The organism is Rhizobium sp. SL86 (assembly GCF_026672545.1).
Classification (GTDB): domain Bacteria; phylum Pseudomonadota; class Alphaproteobacteria; order Rhizobiales; family Rhizobiaceae; genus Neorhizobium.
In genome coordinates, this window is the sequence record NZ_JAPPRJ010000001.1 from 1,546,538 (window position 1) to 1,563,760 (window position 17,223).

The window sequence follows — 17,223 nt, forward strand, 5'->3', positions numbered from 1 at the left end:
TGAAACACTGCCCGGGCAGTTGGTAACGACCATGACCAAGTTTGATGTGATTGTGATCGGCGGTGGACACGCCGGATGTGAAGCTGCATCTGCGTCAGCGCGGTTGGGCGCAAAGACGGCACTCGTCACCCATCGGCGGGAGACGATTGGCGTCATGTCCTGTAACCCGGCCATCGGGGGTCTCGGCAAGGGACATCTGGTGCGGGAAATCGACGCGCTGGACGGTCTGATGGGACGGATCGCGGACGTCGCCGGCATCCAGTTTCGCTTGTTGAATCGGAAAAAGGGTCCTGCCGTCCGGGGGCCCCGAACCCAGGCGGATCGCAAACTCTACCGGGAGGCCATGCAGGCTGCGATTGCGGCACAGGCCAATCTCGAGGTCATCGAGGGCGACGCCTTTGATCTGCAGCGCGATGGAACCGTGATCACCGGCGTGGTCATGTCCGATGGACGAATCCTGCCGACACAGGCCGTGGTTCTGACAACAGGCACCTTCCTGAGGGGCGTTATTCATATCGGTTCCGATACAGTTGAGGCCGGGCGTGTCGGCGAGGCTCCGTCTGTCGGATTGTCGGCGACCCTCACCTCACTCGGCTTGACCCTCGGGCGCCTCAAGACCGGCACGCCGGCACGATTGGACGGCCGCACGATCGACTGGGATGCCGTTGGGCGGCAGGAGGCTGATGAGGAGCCCGTACCGTTCTCCTTCATGACCGACCTCATCAACACGCCGCAGATCGCGTGTGGTGTTACGCGCACTGTTGATGCAACGCATCGTATCATCGCTGACAACATCACCAAGTCGGCCATGTATTCGGGCCAGATCACCGGAGTCGGCCCTCGTTATTGCCCGTCGATTGAAGACAAGATCGTTCGGTTCGGAGAACGGGACGGCCATCAGATTTTCCTGGAGCCGGAAGGCCTGGACGACCACACGGTTTATCCGAACGGGATCTCGACCTCGCTTCCGGCCGATGTGCAGGAACTGTTCATCCGCACAATCCCCGGCTTGGAAAAGGTATCCATTCTGCAGCCGGGTTATGCCATCGAATATGACCATGTCGACCCGCGGGAGCTGACGCCCGATCTTCAATTGAAGAAGATGCCCGGACTGTTTCTGGCCGGGCAGATCAACGGCACCACGGGCTACGAAGAAGCCGCTGCGCAGGGGCTGGTTGCGGGTTTGAATGCCGCGCGGCATGCCGCCGGTCTGGCAAGTCATATGTTTAGCCGGACAGATTCCTATATCGGGGTGATGGTGGATGATCTAACGTCGCGGGGCGTGACGGAGCCGTATCGCATGTTCACCTCAAGGGCCGAATACCGCCTCTCCTTGCGGGCCGATAACGCGGATATTCGGCTGACGCCGACAGGGATCAACCTTGGTCTTGTGGGGGATGCGCGCCGCGCGCGGTTCGATCACTATGTTTCCGAAATGGATCGAGGCCGTACGATCTTGCAGGGTGTGTCGCTCACGCCCAAGGAAGCACGTGCCCACAATATTCGCTTGAACGAGGATGGGCAAAGACGGCGCGGTTATGACCTCCTTTCCTATCCGGATATCACCATGTCCGTTGTCTCCGCCGTTTGGCCTGAACTGCGCAGCCTGGCGCCAAAAGTCGCCGAGGCACTGGAGATCGAAGCCGGTTATGCGGTCTATCTGGATCGACAGAATGCGGACATTCAGGCCGTCCAGCGCGATGAGGATCGCAAAATCCCTGAGGAGTTCGATTTTACCGGCATTTCAGGTCTCTCGAATGAATTGAGGCTGAAACTGGAGCGGATGAAACCACGCAACATCGCCCAGGCCGCCAAAGTTGATGGCATGACCCCGGCTGCCTTGGCGCTGCTGATCTCTCTGGTGAAGAAGCGGGATATCTCTTCTCGCGAAATGCGAGTCTCTTGATGCAACTGAACGGTAGGGATGTTTCACGTGAAACAGAGCAGCGTCTCTCGCGCTTTGAGGCTTTGTTTCAGCGGTGGGCAAAATCGATCAATCTCGTTGCGCCATCGACCAAAGCTGACTTTTGGCAAAGGCATGTGGCGGACAGTGCGCAGATTTTCCAGCTCTCCCCGGGACCACAGGTCTGGGTCGACCTGGGATCTGGTGGCGGGTTCCCTGGGATCATCACCGCGATCTTCTTGGCAGAATTAAACGGCGGTTGGGTTCACCTGGTTGAAAGCAATCAGAAGAAGGCCTCCTTCCTGCGCACGGCCCTGTTGGAGACCGGCGGGCGCGGCAGTGTTCACCCCGTCCGGATCGAACAGGCACCGCGCTTGATCCCCCAATGTGACCGGATTTCTGCCCGGGCGCTGGCCGAACTGCCTTTATTGCTCGATTACTGCGCCCCGTGGATGGCCGGCAAGGAAAACGTCAAGGCTTTTCTGCATAAAGGGCGGGATTACGCCAACGAAGTTAACAAAGCCAATGGTCGTTGGTCCTTTGATTTGGTACAACACTTCAGCGCGATTGAAGACGATTCCGTCGTTCTGGAAATCTCCAATCTGCAGCATCAGGTTTGACCTCATCCGCAGGTGTCCCAATGACCGAGCTTAATCGCATCATCACGATCGCCAACCAGAAGGGCGGCGTCGGCAAAACCACGACGGCGATCAATCTGGCCACCGCGCTCGCCGCTATCGGGGAGCAGGTTCTGATCGTTGATCTCGATCCGCAGGGCAATGCCAGCACCGGATTGGGCATCGATCGTCGCGACCGGAAGATTTCGTCCTTCGACGTGATGATGGGCAATTGCACCCTGCAAGAGGCCGCGGTTGCGACTGCCGTTCCCAACCTTTCGATCATTCCATCGACGATGGATCTGTTGGGCCTTGAAATGGAGATCGCACAGCAGTCGGACCGTGCATTCCGTCTCCGTCGAGCGCTGACGAGTGAGGAAGCCGGTGCCTACAGCTATATCCTGTTGGACTGCCCTCCCTCGTTTAATCTGCTGACGATCAACGCCATGGCTGCGGCACATTCCGTTCTCGTGCCACTGCAATGCGAGTTTTTTGCGCTGGAAGGCCTCAGCCAGCTCCTGGAAACGGTCAACCAGGTACGCCAAACGGTCAATCCGCGGCTTGACATTCAAGGTGTCGTGTTGACGATGTTCGACGCGCGCAACAATCTGGCGCAACAGGTTGTCAGTGATGTTCGTACCTATCTCGGGGAAAAGGTTTACCACACGCTCATTCCGCGCAATGTGCGGGTGTCAGAAGCGCCTTCTTATGGTAAGCCGGCTATCCTCTATGATCTCAAATGTGCCGGCAGTCAGGCCTATCTGCAGCTGGCATCGGAGGTCATCCAGCGTGAACGGCGCCGTAAGGCGGCTTGAAGTCCTTCGAAGGTAATGAAGCATGAGTGATGATCCATCCAAGCGGCGACTTGGCCGCGGCCTGGCTGCACTGATTGGCGAAATTGACCAGACGGTTCCCCTCGGAGAACCCTCGGCAAAGGCGATCAGTCCCGACCGGATGGTGCCCATCGAACATATCAGCCGCAACCCTCGCAATCCGCGGCGCATGTTTGATGAAGCGGAGCTTCAGGATCTTTCGAGTTCGATCCGTCAGCACGGCATCGTTCAGCCGGTTGTGGTTCGTCCGCGCGGCTCGAATTTCGAGATTATCGCCGGTGAAAGACGCTGGCGTGCGGCTCAACTTGCGGGGCTGATCGAGATCCCGGTCATCGTCCGTGACGTGGACGACCGGACAGCGCTCGAAATCGCGATCGTGGAAAATGTTCAGCGCTCCGACCTCAACCCGCTCGAAGAAGCATTGGGCTACGAGCAGTTGATTGCCGAACATGGCTACACGCAGAATGATCTCGGCGAAATCATCGGAAAAAGCCGAAGCCACGTCGCCAACAGCCTGCGACTTCTGAAACTGCCGGACCCCGTCCGAGACATGCTGGCGTCGGGGGATCTGTCGGCCGGTCATGCAAGGGCGCTGGTCTCCACCTCTGATCCGGTCTCGTTAGCGCGGACGATCGTCACGAAGGGCATGTCCGTCCGGGATGCCGAGCGCCTTGCCCAGAACGACATCAAGGCACAGTCGGAACCGCAAAACGTCAATCGCAGCAAGGAAAAGGATTCCGATACGCTTGCACTCGAACGCAGCCTGTCGGATTCGCTCGGTCTCGATATCAAGATCAACCACAAGGGAACCGGCGGGCAGATCAAGATCAGCTATCGCACGCTGGAACAGCTGGAAGAGATTTGCCGGCTTCTCGAGCGCCGCTGACCGGAACGCCCCTTGGGTCTTGTTTCGCTGACGCGTTAACGTCCGGCTGAGCGGGCGGATTGAAGCGCCGTGGTAAGCAGTGTCTGGAAGGCGATCGTATCTTCCAGCACCGCCTTCTGGCGCGATTGCAGCACGGCATTCTGTAGGCGATTGGCCTCGCGCGCGAGGGCGTCCGGCCCCCAGTTGCGCAATGCAGTCTCGAACAGCGGCTTTCGTTTGAAGTGGATATGGCGCCCGGTCGTCTGCATCACCTGGGCGATTGGCGTGCGTTTTTCCTCCATCTCCGTCCGCATCAGGTCAAGAAGCTGGAACTGCTTGAGGCAGGACTGGAGCACCAGGAAGATCGGCGTCTTGGATGCGGTGATCTTCTGTACCGCACGATGCAGACCGGCCACGTCACCCTTCAGCACGCAATCGACGGCATCGTCGGTTGATATCGCGCTGGCATCGCCGATGATATCCAGCACATGCTCTTCGGTCACCGTTCCCGCCCCGCGGCAATAGAGAGCGAGTTTGCGGATTTCGTTTCGGGAGGCAACACGATCGCCCCCCAGCACTTCGAGAAGCCGTTCACGCGCGTCGGAGGTGATCTTCAGATTTTCAGCCGACAGTTCCTGATCGACCAGCTGGTTCAGCGCTTTGATGTCATCGGCATAACAGGGAATGGCAACAGAAATTTTGCCCGTTTCGCAGAGCTTGCGGAGCGCACTGGTCTTTTTCAGGTCGCCGCCCTCGATGATCAGCAGGTTCTCCGGCATAGCGCCAGAGAGCAGCACCTGCAAGCCGTCGGTCAGTGCCTTGTCGGAGCCGGTTCCTTTGACCCAGATCACCTTGGCACCGCCAAACAGGCCAAGTGCATTCACCTCGTCCACCAGCCTGCCAGGATCGCCCTGAAGGTCAGAAAGGTCCATCCTGGTAAAGGAAAACGGATCATCCGGCTTGGCGCCGGCCTTGGCGGCAAGTTCCGCCGCACGCTCGGAAATGAGGCCCCGGTCCGGTCCATAGACCAGGAAGATCCGGTAAAGATCGATCGCTTTCGGTAGAAAGCGATCGAATTCGTGTGCCTTGATGTCTGCCATCAGTCCTGGCGGCCAAGAACGGACGCAAGATCCGCACGGATGAATTCAGCGAGTTCGCGGCCAGCGCGATCCTCGGCATCACGATAGGCACGAAGTTTGGCGAATTCCTGGTTGCCGATGTCGACAAGCGCCGTCACGGACCGCGTCCCCTGCTTCAGCACCTTGGAGTCCTTCGTCGAACTCAGGCTGTAGGTTGCGGTCACCGTGACGCGGCCGGGCGTCAGCGCGGTGGAAATTTCGTCATCCAGAATGTTGGCGCGCGCAGAGGTGACGTTCATCTGCAACTGGTAATCGGAGGCTGCCGGTTCCCCTGCCCCGCCGGTCATCAGGAAGATGAGCCGGTTGCGAACCACCTGTTCCACCCGGTCATCGGCGGGCGAAATCTTGATCGCCGCCAGCTTCTGCGGAACGGCGCTGCTTGTCGAATACAGAGGGCGAACCTGGCAGCCGGCAATCAAACCGGCGGCCGCCAGGAACAGGGTAACGCGACCAGCGCGCCGAAGGACGGGCGAAAGCTCAAACAACAATGTTGATGATCCTCTGTGGGACGACGATGATCTTCTTCGGCTGTCCGCCAGCCAGGGCTGCCTGAACGGCCTCCAATTGCAGCGCTGCCTGCTGCACGGTATTCTGATCCGCGTCGCGGGCGATTGTCAATTCCGCGCGCTTCTTACCGTTGATCTGCACCGGCATCAGCACCTGGTCGTCGGCAACGAGTTCCGGATCGAAAGCCGGCCACGGCGTTTCGGCGACGTAACCATCGCGACCGAGAACCGTCCAGCATTCCTCTGCCAGGTGCGGGGTCATCGGGGCGACAAGCTGAACCAGGATTTCGGTCGCGTTGCGAAGGGCTGCGACATAGGCGGCATCCTCGCCGCCAGCCGCCACCTTGGTGAGCGGAGCGGCCAGCGTATTGACCAGCTCATAGATGCGCGCCACGGCCTTGTTGAAGGCCAGCTTGTCGTAATCCCCCTGCACCGCCTGCAAGGTCTTGTGGGCCGCCTGAGAAATGGCGAGCGCAGGACCTTCTTTAGCCGGATTCCCGGAGACCGACCTCAGAAACGGTGCTGCTTCTGAGATCAGGCGCCAGACGCGCTGGACAAAACGGTGGGCACCCTCGACACCGGCTTCCGACCAGATCACGTCGCGGTCCGGCGGCGAGTCGGAGAGAACGAAAAAGCGAGCCGTATCGGCGCCGTAAGACGCGATGATATCGTCCGGATCGACGACGTTCTTCTTCGACTTCGACATCTTCTCGATCGAGCCGATGCTGACCTCTTCACCAGAGGCGATGAGATAGGCCTTACGAGCGCCATCCACTTCCTCAATGCGGATTTCCGCCGGTGCCACCCACTGGCCGTTCTGGCCTTCGCCCAGGCGATAGGTTTCGTGCACCACCATGCCCTGGGTAAACAGGCCCTTGAAGGGTTCGTTCAGCCCCACATGGCCGGTCTCGCGCATGGCGCGGGTGAAGAAGCGCGAATAGAGAAGATGCAGAATCGCGTGTTCGATCCCGCCGATATACTGATCCACCGGCAACCAGTGATCCGCCACTTTCGGATCCGTTGGGTTGTTTTCCCAAGGCGCGGTGAAGCGGGTGAAATACCAGCTGGAATCAACGAAGGTATCCATCGTGTCCGTCTCGCGGCGTGCCGCTTTGCCGCAATGCGGGCAGGCCACGTTGCGCCAGGTCGGATGCCGGTCCAGCGGATTGCCGGGCACGTCGAAGGTCACGTCGTCCGGCAGTTTCACCGGCAGATCCTGTTTCGGTACCGGAACAACGCCGCAGTCATCGCAGTGGATGACCGGGATCGGGCAACCCCAATAACGCTGACGGGAAATGCCCCAGTCGCGCAGACGGAAGTTCACCTTGCGGGCCGCCTGCGGTGCGTTGCCGAGCGTCTGCCCGGTCAGCATGTCGGCCACCTTCTGGAAGGCCTCATCCGTCGGCAGGCCATTGAGGAAGCGCGAATTGATCATCACGCCGTCGCCGTCATAGGCTTCCGCGCCGATCTCGAAACTTGCCGCATCACCATCGGCCGGCATGACCACGGGAACGACCGGCAGGTCATATTTGCGGGCAAAATCCAGGTCGCGCTGGTCGCCGGAGGGGCAGCCGAAGATGGCGCCCGTGCCGTAATCCATCAGCACGAAGTTGGCGATATAGACCGGCAGTTCCCAGGAAGGATCGAGCGGATGCTTGACGGTCAGCCCGGTATCCAGGCCCTTCTTTTCTGCGGTTTCGAGTGCTGCAAGCGACGTTCCCTGGCGGCGGCATTCCTCGCAGAATTCGTTCACGTCGGCGCGGGAGGCAGACAGCGCCTTCGCCACAGGATGATCGGCGGAGATGGCCAGGAAGGAGGCACCAAACAGCGTGTCCGGCCGCGTGGTGTAGACCTCGATCTCGCTGCAATCGGCGGCCGCACGGCTCTGGTCCGCCAGTTCCCAGCGGATCGTGAGACCCTCGGAGCGGCCGATCCAGTTCTTCTGCATCAGGCGGACTTTGTCCGGCCACTGATCGAGTGTGTCGAGCGCGTCCAGCAGATCCTGGGCAAAATCGGTAATCTTGAAGAACCACTGGGTTAGCTCGCGCTGTTCCACCAGCGCACCGGAACGCCAGCCGCGTCCGTCGATGACCTGCTCGTTGGCGAGAACCGTCTGGTCGACCGGGTCCCAGTTCACCTTGGACTGCTTGCGATAGACAAGTCCCTTTTCCATCATGTCGAGGAAGAGGTGCTGCTGACGATGGTAGTATTCTACGTCGCAGGTCGCAAACTCGCGCGACCAGTCCAGCGACAGCCCCATGGATTTCAGCTGGGCCCGCATGGTGGCGATGTTCTGGTAGGTCCATTCCTTGGGATGCACCTTGTTCTGCATGGCGGCATTTTCCGCCGGCATGCCGAAGGCATCCCAACCCATCGGGTGAAGAACGTTGAAGCCGCGGGCACGCTTGTAGCGCGCCACCACATCGCCCATCGCATAATTGCGCACGTGGCCCATGTGAATGCGTCCCGACGGATAGGGAAACATCTCGAGCACGTAATATTTGTCGCGCGGGTCGCCATTGTCGGTCTCGAAGGTTTTCGCTTCGGCCCACTTCTTTTGCCAACGGGGTTCGGCATCCCGCGGATTGTAACGTTCGGTCGCCATTTCAATGAAATTCCGGGTACGAATAAGATGGGTGACCTTCACCACGAATGGCAGGAAGCGTCAAGTTTTGGCGGCGTTTCCGGCAAATTTCCGCATCACGCCCTTGGCATGTGGGGGACATGCGGCTAATCGCCAAGGACCGGTATCAGGGAGTGTGCGCAATGAGTGTCGAGGAACGACTGGCGGATGTCCGCCGCAAGATTGCAGCGGCTGAAGACGAGGCAGGCCGCACGTCCGGCAGCGTCACGCTGGTGGCCGTCTCCAAGACCTTCGACGCTGATGCCATCCGGCCGGTGATCCTCAGTGGTCAGCGGGTGTTCGGTGAAAACCGTGTCCAGGAGAGCGAGGGCAAATGGCCGGCGCTGAAGGCCGAGACGCCGGATATCGAACTGCATCTCATCGGCCCTCTGCAATCCAACAAGGCGGCCAATGCTGTTGCGCTCTTCGACGTGATCGAGACGATCGACCGTGAGAAGATCGCACGCGCTGTCGCGGACGAGATGAAGCGGCAGGACCGTGCTGTTCGTCTCTATGTGCAGGTCAATATCGGCATGGAACCGCAGAAGGCCGGCATCGAACCGAAGGAGACGGTCGCCTTTGTCCGGTTCTGCCGCGAGGACCTGGGGCTTACCATCGAAGGATTGATGTGCATTCCGCCGGCCGAAGGCAATCCCGGCCCCTATTTCGCGCTTCTCGCCAAACTTGCGGCGGAATGTGGTGTGGAGCGGTTGTCGATGGGCATGTCCGGCGATTTCGAAACGGCGATTGCCTTTGGCGCCACCAGCGTGCGCGTCGGCTCCGCCATTTTCGGCCATCGTTGATAAAAGCCAAGCTTTCGACGCAGGGCGTGCCCCTTTCGTCGGGCTTCACCCTTCTCTGATCCCTCCCTAAACTACCGCCGGAGGACTGTGGCGGATCAAGGGAGGAAAACATGAAGAGCCGATATCATTCGGTCTATGAGGGCTGGCGCCAGGATCCGGAAGGCTTCTGGGCGGAGGCCGCCAAGGACATTCACTGGTTCACGCCGCCGGACAAGATCTTCGACAAGGACCAGGGTGTCTACGGCCGCTGGTTCGTCGGCGGCGAAACGAATACCTGCTACAATTGCATCGACCGCCACGTGGCGGCCGGACGGGGTGCCGACCGCGCTCTGATCTTCGACAGCGCGATGAGCGGTGAAAAGCGCATCTTCACCTATGACGATCTGCTGACCGAAGTGCAGGCGGTGGCGGCTGTGCTCAAGGGGCTCGGTGTCGGCAAGGGGGATCGCGTCATCATCTACATGCCGATGGTGCCGGAAGCGATCTTCTCCATGCTGGCCTGTGCCCGCCTCGGTGCCATCCATTCGGTGGTCTTTGGCGGTTTTGCCGCGCATGAACTGGCAACGCGACTGGATGATTCGGAAGCCAAGGTGGTGATCAGCGCCAGCTGCGGCCTGGAGCCGGGCCGTGTCGTCGCCTACAAGCCGTTGCTGGATCAGGCCGTCGACATGGCGAAGGTGAAGCCGCAATGCTGCCTGATCCTGCAGCGCGACCAGATGCATGCGGTGCTGCGTTATGAACATGGCGATATGGATTTTGCCCAGGCGGTGGAAGCCGAAAAGGTGAAGGGAACGGTTGTCGCCTGTGAGCCGGTTGCGGCCACGGATCCGCTCTATGTGCTTTACACATCCGGCACGACCGGACAACCCAAGGGCGTGGTGCGTGACAATGGCGGGCACATGGTGGCCCTCAACTGGACCATGCGCAATCTTTATGGCGTGGAACGGGGAGAGGCCTTCTGGGCGGCTTCTGATATCGGCTGGGTCGTAGGCCATTCCTATATCGTTTATGCCCCGCTGCTCGCCGGCAACCCGACCGTTGTCTATGAGGGCAAACCGGTCGGCACGCCGGATGCCGGCGCCTTCTGGCGCATCGTGCAGGAGTATGACGTCAAGGTGCTGTTCACCGCGCCGACGGCGTTTCGTGCCATTCGCCGGGACGATCCGGATGGCGACCTCGTGGCGAAATATGATCTTTCCGGCATGCGTGCACTCTTCCTGGCTGGAGAGCGGGCCGATCCGGAAACGCTGAAATGGGCGGAACGGGTGCTGAAGGTGCCGGTGGTGGATCACTGGTGGCAGACGGAGACCGGCTGGCCGATTGCCGCCAATCCGCTGGGGCTCGGCCTTTTGCCGGTCAAGCACGGTTCGCCGACCCTTCCCATGCCCGGTCACGCAATCGAGGTGGTGGATGATGCCGGTCATCCGGTGCCGGCCGGAACGCTCGGCAACATCGTCATCAAGCTGCCGCTGCCGCCCGGTTGCCTCGTCAGCTTCTGGAAGGCCGACGAGCGGTTTCGCAATGCCTGCCTGGACGAGTTTCCAGGTTACTACAAAACCGCCGATGCCGGCATGGTGGATGAGGATGGTTATGTCTTCGTCATGGCCCGCACGGATGACATCATCAACTGCGCCGGCCATCGCCTTTCGACTGGGGCGATGGAAGAGGTCTGCGCCATGCATCCGGATGTGGCGGAATGCGCGGTGATCGGTGTGGCGGATGCGCTGAAGGGCCAGATCCCCTGCGGTTTCCTGGTGCTGAAGAACCGCGTGCAGCGGGACCCGTCCCTCATCACCCGCGAAATCGTTGATCTGGTGCGCAACGAGATCGGGCCGGTGGCTGCGTTCCGAACGGTGATGATCGTCAACCGGCTGCCGAAGACGCGTTCGGGAAAAATCCTGCGCGGCACGATGCAGAAAATGGCCGATGGCCTGCCCTGGAAGATGCCGGCCACGATCGACGACCCGGTCATCCTGGACGAGATCGGCGAAATACTCGCAAGCCACGGCTACAGCTGCAATCGTCAGGCGCTCAGCGCCTGACGGGAGCGACGGATACGAAAAAGCCGGGCGCGTGGCCCGGCTTTTCAGAAGACTGTCGAAGAAGAGCGAACCTCAGAAGTTGTCGTCTTCGTCCTCGTCACGACGGGTGGATTTCAGCGAGGAGAGTTTTGCGAAAACGGCGTTGGCGTCGATTTCCTTCTCTTCCTCACGCTCGTAGCGATAGCCGAGGTTTTCCGTCTCGGCCGCAGCCTGCAGCGTCGCGCCAAGTTCGGCTGCCGTCGGCAGCGGGCGGTTCTTGGACGCGCGTTCGACTTCGAGATCGAGGTCGATCTGGCTGCAGAGGCCGAGCGTGACCGGGTCCATCGGCGTCAGGTTGGCGGAATTCCAGTGGGTGCGGTCGCGGATCTGCTCGATCGTCGACTTGGTCGTGCCGACGAGACGCGAGATCTGCGTATCCTTCAGTTCCGGATGGTTGCGCACCAGCCAGAGAATGGCGTTCGGGCGGTCCTGACGCTTGGAGACCGGCGTGTAGCGCGGGCCGCGGCGCTTGGATTCCGGCACCCGCACCTTCGGGTCGGAGAGCTTCAGCTTGTAGTTCACATCCTTCTCGCCGCGGGCGATTTCATCGCGCGACAACTGGCCGGTTGCGATCGGATCGAGGCCCTTGATGCCCTGTGCGGCTTCGCCATCGGCAATCGCCTTCACTTCGAGCGGATGCAGTTTGCAGAACTGGGCAATCTGATCGAAGGACAGGGCGGTGTTGTCGACGAGCCAGACCGCCGTCGCCTTTGGCATGAGCAATTGTTGAGCCATGGATATGATCCTTCTATCGTCCGCGCCGGTGTCGCGGGCCGTGGGCTGTACCACAATGTTCCGGGAATTGATCGGCTCTATAACTGCAATCGTTAGAAATTGCAATTGTTCAAGCGGCATGACCCTTTGTCTAATTGCCGCCATCGAACCAACTGATAAAACTAGATACCAAGGTGGCCGCGCGGTTCACGCGAAGGTCGTGGAGGAATGAGGAGGATTTGATGTCGGAGAAAGTCTACCCGGTCCAGAAACAGGTCAAGGCACGCGCGCTGATCGATCGGGACAAATACCTCAAGTGGTACGAGGAAAGCGTCGAGAACCCGGACAAGTTCTGGGGCAAGCATGGCAAGCGCATCGACTGGTTCAAGCCCTATACCAAGGTGAAGAACACCTCCTTCAAGGGCAAGGTCTCGATCAAGTGGTTCGAGGACGGCCTGACCAATGTCTCCTACAACTGCATCGACCGTCACCTGAAGACGCATGGTGAACGCACCGCCATCATCTGGGAAGGCGACAACCCCTATATCGACAAGAAGATCACCTATAACCAGCTTTACGATCAGGTTTGCCGGCTGGCCAACGTGCTGAAAAAGCACGGCGTCAAGAAGGGCGATCGCGTCACCATCTATATGCCGATGATCCCGGAAGCAGCCTATGCCATGCTGGCCTGTGCCCGCATCGGCGCCGTGCATTCCGTGGTCTTTGCCGGTTTTTCACCGGAGGCGTTGGCCGGCCGTATCGTCGATTGCGGCTCGACCTTCGTGATCACCTGCGATGAGGGCGTGCGCGGCGGAAAACCGGTGCCGCTCAAGGAAAACACCGACAAGGCGATCCATATCGCGGCGCGCCAGTATGTCACCGTCAACAATGTGCTTGTAGTGCGCCGGACCGGCGGCAAGGTCAACTGGGCGCCGGGCCGTGACCACTGGTACCACCAGGAAATTGCCAGCGTGAAGGGCCACTGCGAGCCGGTGAAGATGAAGGCGGAAGACCCGCTGTTCATCCTCTATACCTCCGGTTCCACCGGCAAGCCGAAGGGCGTGCTGCACACCACCGGCGGCTACCTCGTTTATGCCGCGATGACGCATGAATATGTCTTCGATTATCATGACGGGGACATTTACTGGTGCACGGCCGATGTCGGCTGGGTGACCGGCCATTCCTACATCGTCTACGGGCCGCTGGCGAACTGCGCGACCTCGCTGATGTTCGAGGGCGTGCCGAACTTCCCGGATCAGGGACGCTTCTGGGAAGTCGTCGACAAACACAAGGTCAATATCTTCTACACCGCGCCGACCGCCATCCGTTCGCTGATGGGCGCTGGCAACGAATTCGTGACGCGATCCTCGCGCTCCAGCCTGCGGCTGCTCGGCACGGTCGGCGAACCGATCAACCCGGAAGCCTGGGAATGGTATTACAACGTCGTCGGCGACAAGCGCTGCGCCGTCGTCGATACTTGGTGGCAGACGGAAACCGGTGGCCACATGATCACGCCGTTGCCGGGTGCAACGGATCTGAAGCCGGGTTCGGCCACCCTGCCCTTCTTCGGCATCAAGCCGCAACTGGTCGATAATGAAGGCAATGTGCTGGAGGGGCCGGCCGACGGCAATCTCTGCATCACCGACAGTTGGCCGGGGCAGATGCGCACCGTCTATGGTGACCACGAACGTTTCATCCAGACCTACTTCTCCACCTACAAGGGCAAGTATTTCACCGGCGATGGCTGCCGGCGGGATGAGGACGGCTATTACTGGATCACCGGCCGCGTGGATGACGTTCTGAACGTTTCCGGCCATCGTCTTGGCACCGCGGAAGTGGAATCGGCACTGGTCTCGCACAACCTGGTGTCGGAAGCCGCCGTTGTCGGTTACCCGCACAACGTCAAGGGCCAGGGCATCTACTGCTATGTCACCCTGATGGAAGGCAACGAAGGTACTGATGCCTTGCGCCAGGAACTGGTGAAACACGTGCGCCAGGAAATCGGGCCGATTGCGACACCGGACAAGATCCAGTTCGCGCCGGGCCTGCCCAAAACACGGTCCGGCAAGATCATGCGCCGCATCCTGCGCAAGATCGCCGAGGATGATTTCGGGGCACTCGGTGATACCTCGACACTCGCCGATCCCGCCGTCGTCGATGATCTGATCGCCAACCGTCAGAACAAGGCGCCGGCTGCCGCCTGATCGTCGCTGCGGCGGAGGTTCAGGCTTCCGCCGCACGAGTGCGCATCAATTCAGGGGGCACAGATCATTCTTGTGCCCATTGCCTGAATAGCTTTTGGCGAGACCGGCGGCCATCATCTCCGTCGCCGGATTACGCCCGTCGGCCAGAGCGACATCGGCAACGATGCGGCCGAAATATTTGTCCGCAGCAATTTTTGTCAGCGAGACCTTGGGCGAGGCACTCGCCATTTCCTCCAGCAGATGCCGTGCCTGATCGGCGGCCTGCCGACCCTCCGCACATTTCGACCTAAGCTCCGGCGTATCGATGCCTCTGAGGCGCACATAAACCTCGATGGTCTGCTGCGGCCAGGGCCGCGCCAGCACCAGCAGCGTATCGCCATCGATCACCCGCACGACCTCGGCTGAGACAGGCCCTTCCACAACCGTTTCCGCACCGGCGGCGGACGGAAGGAAAAGAAAGGCGGCGCTCAGAAGAGATCGAAGGACTGTCATGAATAAGAAGATATTCCTTGTTCTGAGCAGTCGTCAATAGGAATACTCACCTATTTCCTTCTCTCACATGTGGAGATAGCGCTCCTCGCCCTGAGCCCATCCCAGGCGAAGTTTTCGCCCATCGGGCAGCGTCACAAGCTTTGCTGCACCTTCCATTGTCGCGGCAAACAGCGAACAGAAAGCGTCGAAATCCGCATTCCAGGCGCGGGTGCGCGAAAAGGAATGGACGATCATTGCGGCTTCCGCCGTGTTGAACCGTTCCGCCTCGATCACGGCGGCTGCCGTCCGGTGCAGGAGCTGGTAACGGATCGACGGGTCGGGTGGCGCCTTCAGCCCCAGGCGCTCGCAAATATAGGTCAGGCGGATCTTCTTTCCGTCGGATGCCTTGTCCAACCATTCACCAAGCGTCGGGCCAAAGGGTTCGTCCACCTTGCCTTCCACCATCACGGCGCTGACCTTTTCGCCAAATCGGACAAGCGCGAAGACGTCGCTTTGGCTTTCGCGGCGGCCGCCCGGCAGGGGCACCTTGTATTCCGGGATGGCGAGGAGAAGCGCCGGTCCTTGCGGAAAGAATACGGCGATCTCCGGGGGCAGGCCGTTATGGTCCTGCCAGCATTCTGCCAGCGTGCGGGCGGAATAACCGGTGCGCCATTGCTTGTCCGGTTCCGCCAGCAGGCGCTGCCAGTCGGCCGCGCCCCGGCTCGGTACAAAGATCCGCTGTCCCACCATCAACGCCCCTCCGTTGTCGCCGGAACAGGAGACGCAACTCAACGGTGTTTGGCAAGCGTGCCTTCAGGCGTGAAGTCCGGGCGCCTCGTAACCGGTCCGTTCGACATATTCGAGATAACCGCCGCCATACTGGTGGATCCCGTCCGGCGTCAGTTCCAGCACGCGGTTGGAGAGGGCTGCCAGGAAATGACGGTCGTGGCTGACGAACAGCATGGTGCCCTCGAAGCTCGAGAGTGCCTTGATCAGCATTTCCTTCGTGTCGAGGTCAAGGTGGTTGGTCGGCTCGTCGAGCACCAGGAAGTTCGGCGGGTCGAACAGCATGGCCGCCATGACCAGCCGTGCCTTTTCACCGCCGGACAGAACCCGGCAGCGCTTTTCCACGTCATCGCCGGAAAAACCGAAGCAGCCGCTGAGTGCCCGAAGCGGCGCCTGGCCGGCCTTTGGAAAACGCTCTTCCAGCCATTGCAGGATGGTGCTGTCGCCATCCAGAACATCCATGGCATGCTGGGCGAAATAACCGAGCTTGACGCTGGCGCCGAGATTAACGACGCCCTGATCCGGTTCCGTCGTGCCTGTAACGAGCTTCAGCAGTGTCGATTTGCCCGCGCCGTTGACACCCATGATGCACCAGCGCTCGCGCCGGCGGATCATGAAATCGAGCCCTTCATAGATTGTGCGCGAGCCATAGGCCTTGTGCACACCCTTGAGGCTCACGACGTCTTCGCCGGAACGCGGTGCCGGCAGGAAATCGAAGGCCACCGTCTGGCGTCGGCGCGGCGGCTCCACCCGGTCGATCTTGTCGAGTTTCTTCACTCGGCTCTGCACCTGGGCGGCATGCGAGGCGCGTGCCTTGAAGCGCTCGATGAACTTGATTTCCTTCGCCAGCATCGCTTGCTGGCGTTCGAACTGCGCCTGCTGCTGTTTTTCATTCTGTTCGCGCTGGCGCTCGTAAAACCCGTAATCGCCGGAATAGCTGTTGAGCGAGCCGGCATCTATCTCGATGATCTTGTTGACGATGCGGTTCATGAACTCACGGTCGTGCGAGGTCATCAGCAATGCGCCGTCATAGGTCTTCAGGAAGTTTTCCAGCCAGATCAGGCTTTCGAGATCGAGATGGTTGCTCGGCTCATCGAGCAGCATCACATCCGGCCGCATCAGCAGAATACGGGCGAGCGCCACGCGCATCTTCCAGCCGCCGGACAATTTGCCGACATCGCCATCCATCATTTCCTGGCTGAAGGAGAGACCGGCCAGCACCTCGCGCGCCCGGCCCTCCAGCCCGTAGCCGTCCAGTTCCTCGTAACGTGCCTGCACCTCGCCATAACGCTCGATGATCGTGTCCATCTCGTCCATGCGATCGGGATCGGACATCGCGGCTTCCAGCTCGTGCAGCTCGGCGGCCACGACGCTGACGGGACCTGCACCGTCCATCACCTCGGCCACCGCGGAACGACCGGCCATTTCGCCGACATCCTGGTTGAAATACCCGATGGTGACGCCCTTCTCGACGGCGATCTGCCCCTCGTCCGGTTGTTCCTCGCCGGTGATCATGCGGAAAAGCGTTGTCTTGCCGGCACCGTTCGGGCCCACGAGACCGATCTTTTCGCCCTTGTTGAGCGCGGCGGAGGCTTCGATGTAGAGAAGCCGGTGGCTGTTCTGCTTGGAGACGTTTTCGATACGGATCATGGGTCTTGTGACGCGGTCTTGTGCCGGG

General features: G+C 60.3%; 14 protein-coding genes. 7 read left to right on the top strand and 7 right to left on the bottom strand.

Features of this window, described 5'->3' with window-relative positions; genetic code table 11:
* Window positions 1–31 precede the first annotated feature (31 nt).
* Genes mnmG through OU993_RS07785 form a run of 4 tightly spaced genes read left to right on the top strand, consistent with a single transcriptional unit; the run spans window position 32 to window position 4,239 of the window.
* On the top strand, window positions 32–1,906 hold the full coding sequence (mnmG, locus tag OU993_RS07770; RefSeq protein ID WP_268157570.1) for a tRNA uridine-5-carboxymethylaminomethyl(34) synthesis enzyme MnmG: 1,875 nt from the start codon (window positions 32–34) through the stop codon (window positions 1,904–1,906).
* Complete coding sequence (rsmG, locus tag OU993_RS07775) at window positions 1,906–2,523, top strand: 16S rRNA (guanine(527)-N(7))-methyltransferase RsmG (RefSeq protein WP_268155929.1); 618 nt, start codon at window positions 1,906–1,908, stop codon at window positions 2,521–2,523. The genes mnmG and rsmG overlap by 1 nt, the downstream gene beginning before the upstream one ends.
* 20 nt (window positions 2,524–2,543) lie before the next feature.
* Window positions 2,544–3,335, top strand: a complete 792-nt coding sequence (locus OU993_RS07780; RefSeq protein ID WP_268155931.1) for a ParA family protein — start codon at window positions 2,544–2,546, stop codon at window positions 3,333–3,335.
* Window positions 3,336–3,357: 22 nt separating this feature from the next.
* Window positions 3,358–4,239, top strand: coding sequence for a ParB/RepB/Spo0J family partition protein (locus OU993_RS07785; RefSeq protein WP_268155933.1), 882 nt, complete (start codon window positions 3,358–3,360; stop codon window positions 4,237–4,239).
* Between the two features lie 35 nt (window positions 4,240–4,274).
* Here the strand turns inward: OU993_RS07785 and holA are convergent, their stop codons facing one another.
* The 3 genes from holA to leuS are packed head-to-tail and all read right to left on the bottom strand — an operon-like array spanning window position 4,275 to window position 8,468.
* Window positions 4,275–5,318: a DNA polymerase III subunit delta gene (gene holA / locus OU993_RS07790; protein WP_268155935.1), complete on the bottom strand. Its 1,044-nt coding sequence runs from the start codon at window positions 5,316–5,318 to the stop codon at window positions 4,275–4,277.
* Entirely contained in the window at window positions 5,318–5,845 is a 528-nt protein-coding gene (locus tag OU993_RS07795) for a hypothetical protein (RefSeq protein WP_442792886.1), read from the bottom strand. The genes holA and OU993_RS07795 overlap by 1 nt, the downstream gene beginning before the upstream one ends.
* On the bottom strand, window positions 5,835–8,468 hold the full coding sequence (leuS, locus tag OU993_RS07800; protein ID WP_268155936.1) for a leucine--tRNA ligase: 2,634 nt from the start codon (window positions 8,466–8,468) through the stop codon (window positions 5,835–5,837). The genes OU993_RS07795 and leuS overlap by 11 nt, the downstream gene beginning before the upstream one ends.
* A 161-nt stretch (window positions 8,469–8,629) precedes the next feature.
* Here leuS and OU993_RS07805 point away from each other — a divergent pair, with 161 nt between their 5' ends.
* Together OU993_RS07805 and OU993_RS07810 are read left to right on the top strand one after the other, a co-directional pair.
* Window positions 8,630–9,289, top strand: a complete 660-nt coding sequence (locus OU993_RS07805) for a YggS family pyridoxal phosphate-dependent enzyme (protein WP_268155938.1) — start codon at window positions 8,630–8,632, stop codon at window positions 9,287–9,289.
* A 110-nt stretch (window positions 9,290–9,399) separates the two neighbouring features.
* On the top strand, window positions 9,400–11,331 hold the full coding sequence (locus OU993_RS07810; protein ID WP_268155940.1) for a propionyl-CoA synthetase: 1,932 nt from the start codon (window positions 9,400–9,402) through the stop codon (window positions 11,329–11,331).
* Window positions 11,332–11,403: 72 nt separating this feature from the next.
* On the opposite strand, the gene OU993_RS07815 is transcribed toward OU993_RS07810, so the two are convergent.
* Window positions 11,404–12,105: a DUF1013 domain-containing protein gene (locus OU993_RS07815; protein WP_268155941.1), complete on the bottom strand. Its 702-nt coding sequence runs from the start codon at window positions 12,103–12,105 to the stop codon at window positions 11,404–11,406.
* 221 nt (window positions 12,106–12,326) lie between these two features.
* Between OU993_RS07815 and acs the strand changes: the two genes are divergently transcribed.
* Complete coding sequence (gene acs / locus OU993_RS07820) at window positions 12,327–14,288, top strand: acetate--CoA ligase (RefSeq protein WP_268155943.1); 1,962 nt, start codon at window positions 12,327–12,329, stop codon at window positions 14,286–14,288.
* A gap of 45 nt (window positions 14,289–14,333) precedes the next feature.
* Here the strand turns inward: acs and OU993_RS07825 are convergent, their stop codons facing one another.
* The 3 genes from OU993_RS07825 to OU993_RS07835 all read right to left on the bottom strand — a co-directional run bounded on the left by OU993_RS07825 (window position 14,334) and on the right by OU993_RS07835 (window position 17,195).
* The gene (locus OU993_RS07825) at window positions 14,334–14,780 is read right to left on the bottom strand and encodes a thermonuclease family protein (RefSeq protein ID WP_268155945.1); all 447 of its coding nucleotides are present in this window, start codon (window positions 14,778–14,780) and stop codon (window positions 14,334–14,336) included.
* 63 nt (window positions 14,781–14,843) lie between these two features.
* On the bottom strand, window positions 14,844–15,509 hold the full coding sequence (locus tag OU993_RS07830; protein WP_268155947.1) for a DUF6946 family protein: 666 nt from the start codon (window positions 15,507–15,509) through the stop codon (window positions 14,844–14,846).
* Between the two features lie 63 nt (window positions 15,510–15,572).
* Complete coding sequence (locus OU993_RS07835) at window positions 15,573–17,195, bottom strand: ABC-F family ATP-binding cassette domain-containing protein (RefSeq protein WP_268155949.1); 1,623 nt, start codon at window positions 17,193–17,195, stop codon at window positions 15,573–15,575.
* Window positions 17,196–17,223: the final 28 nt, after the last annotated feature.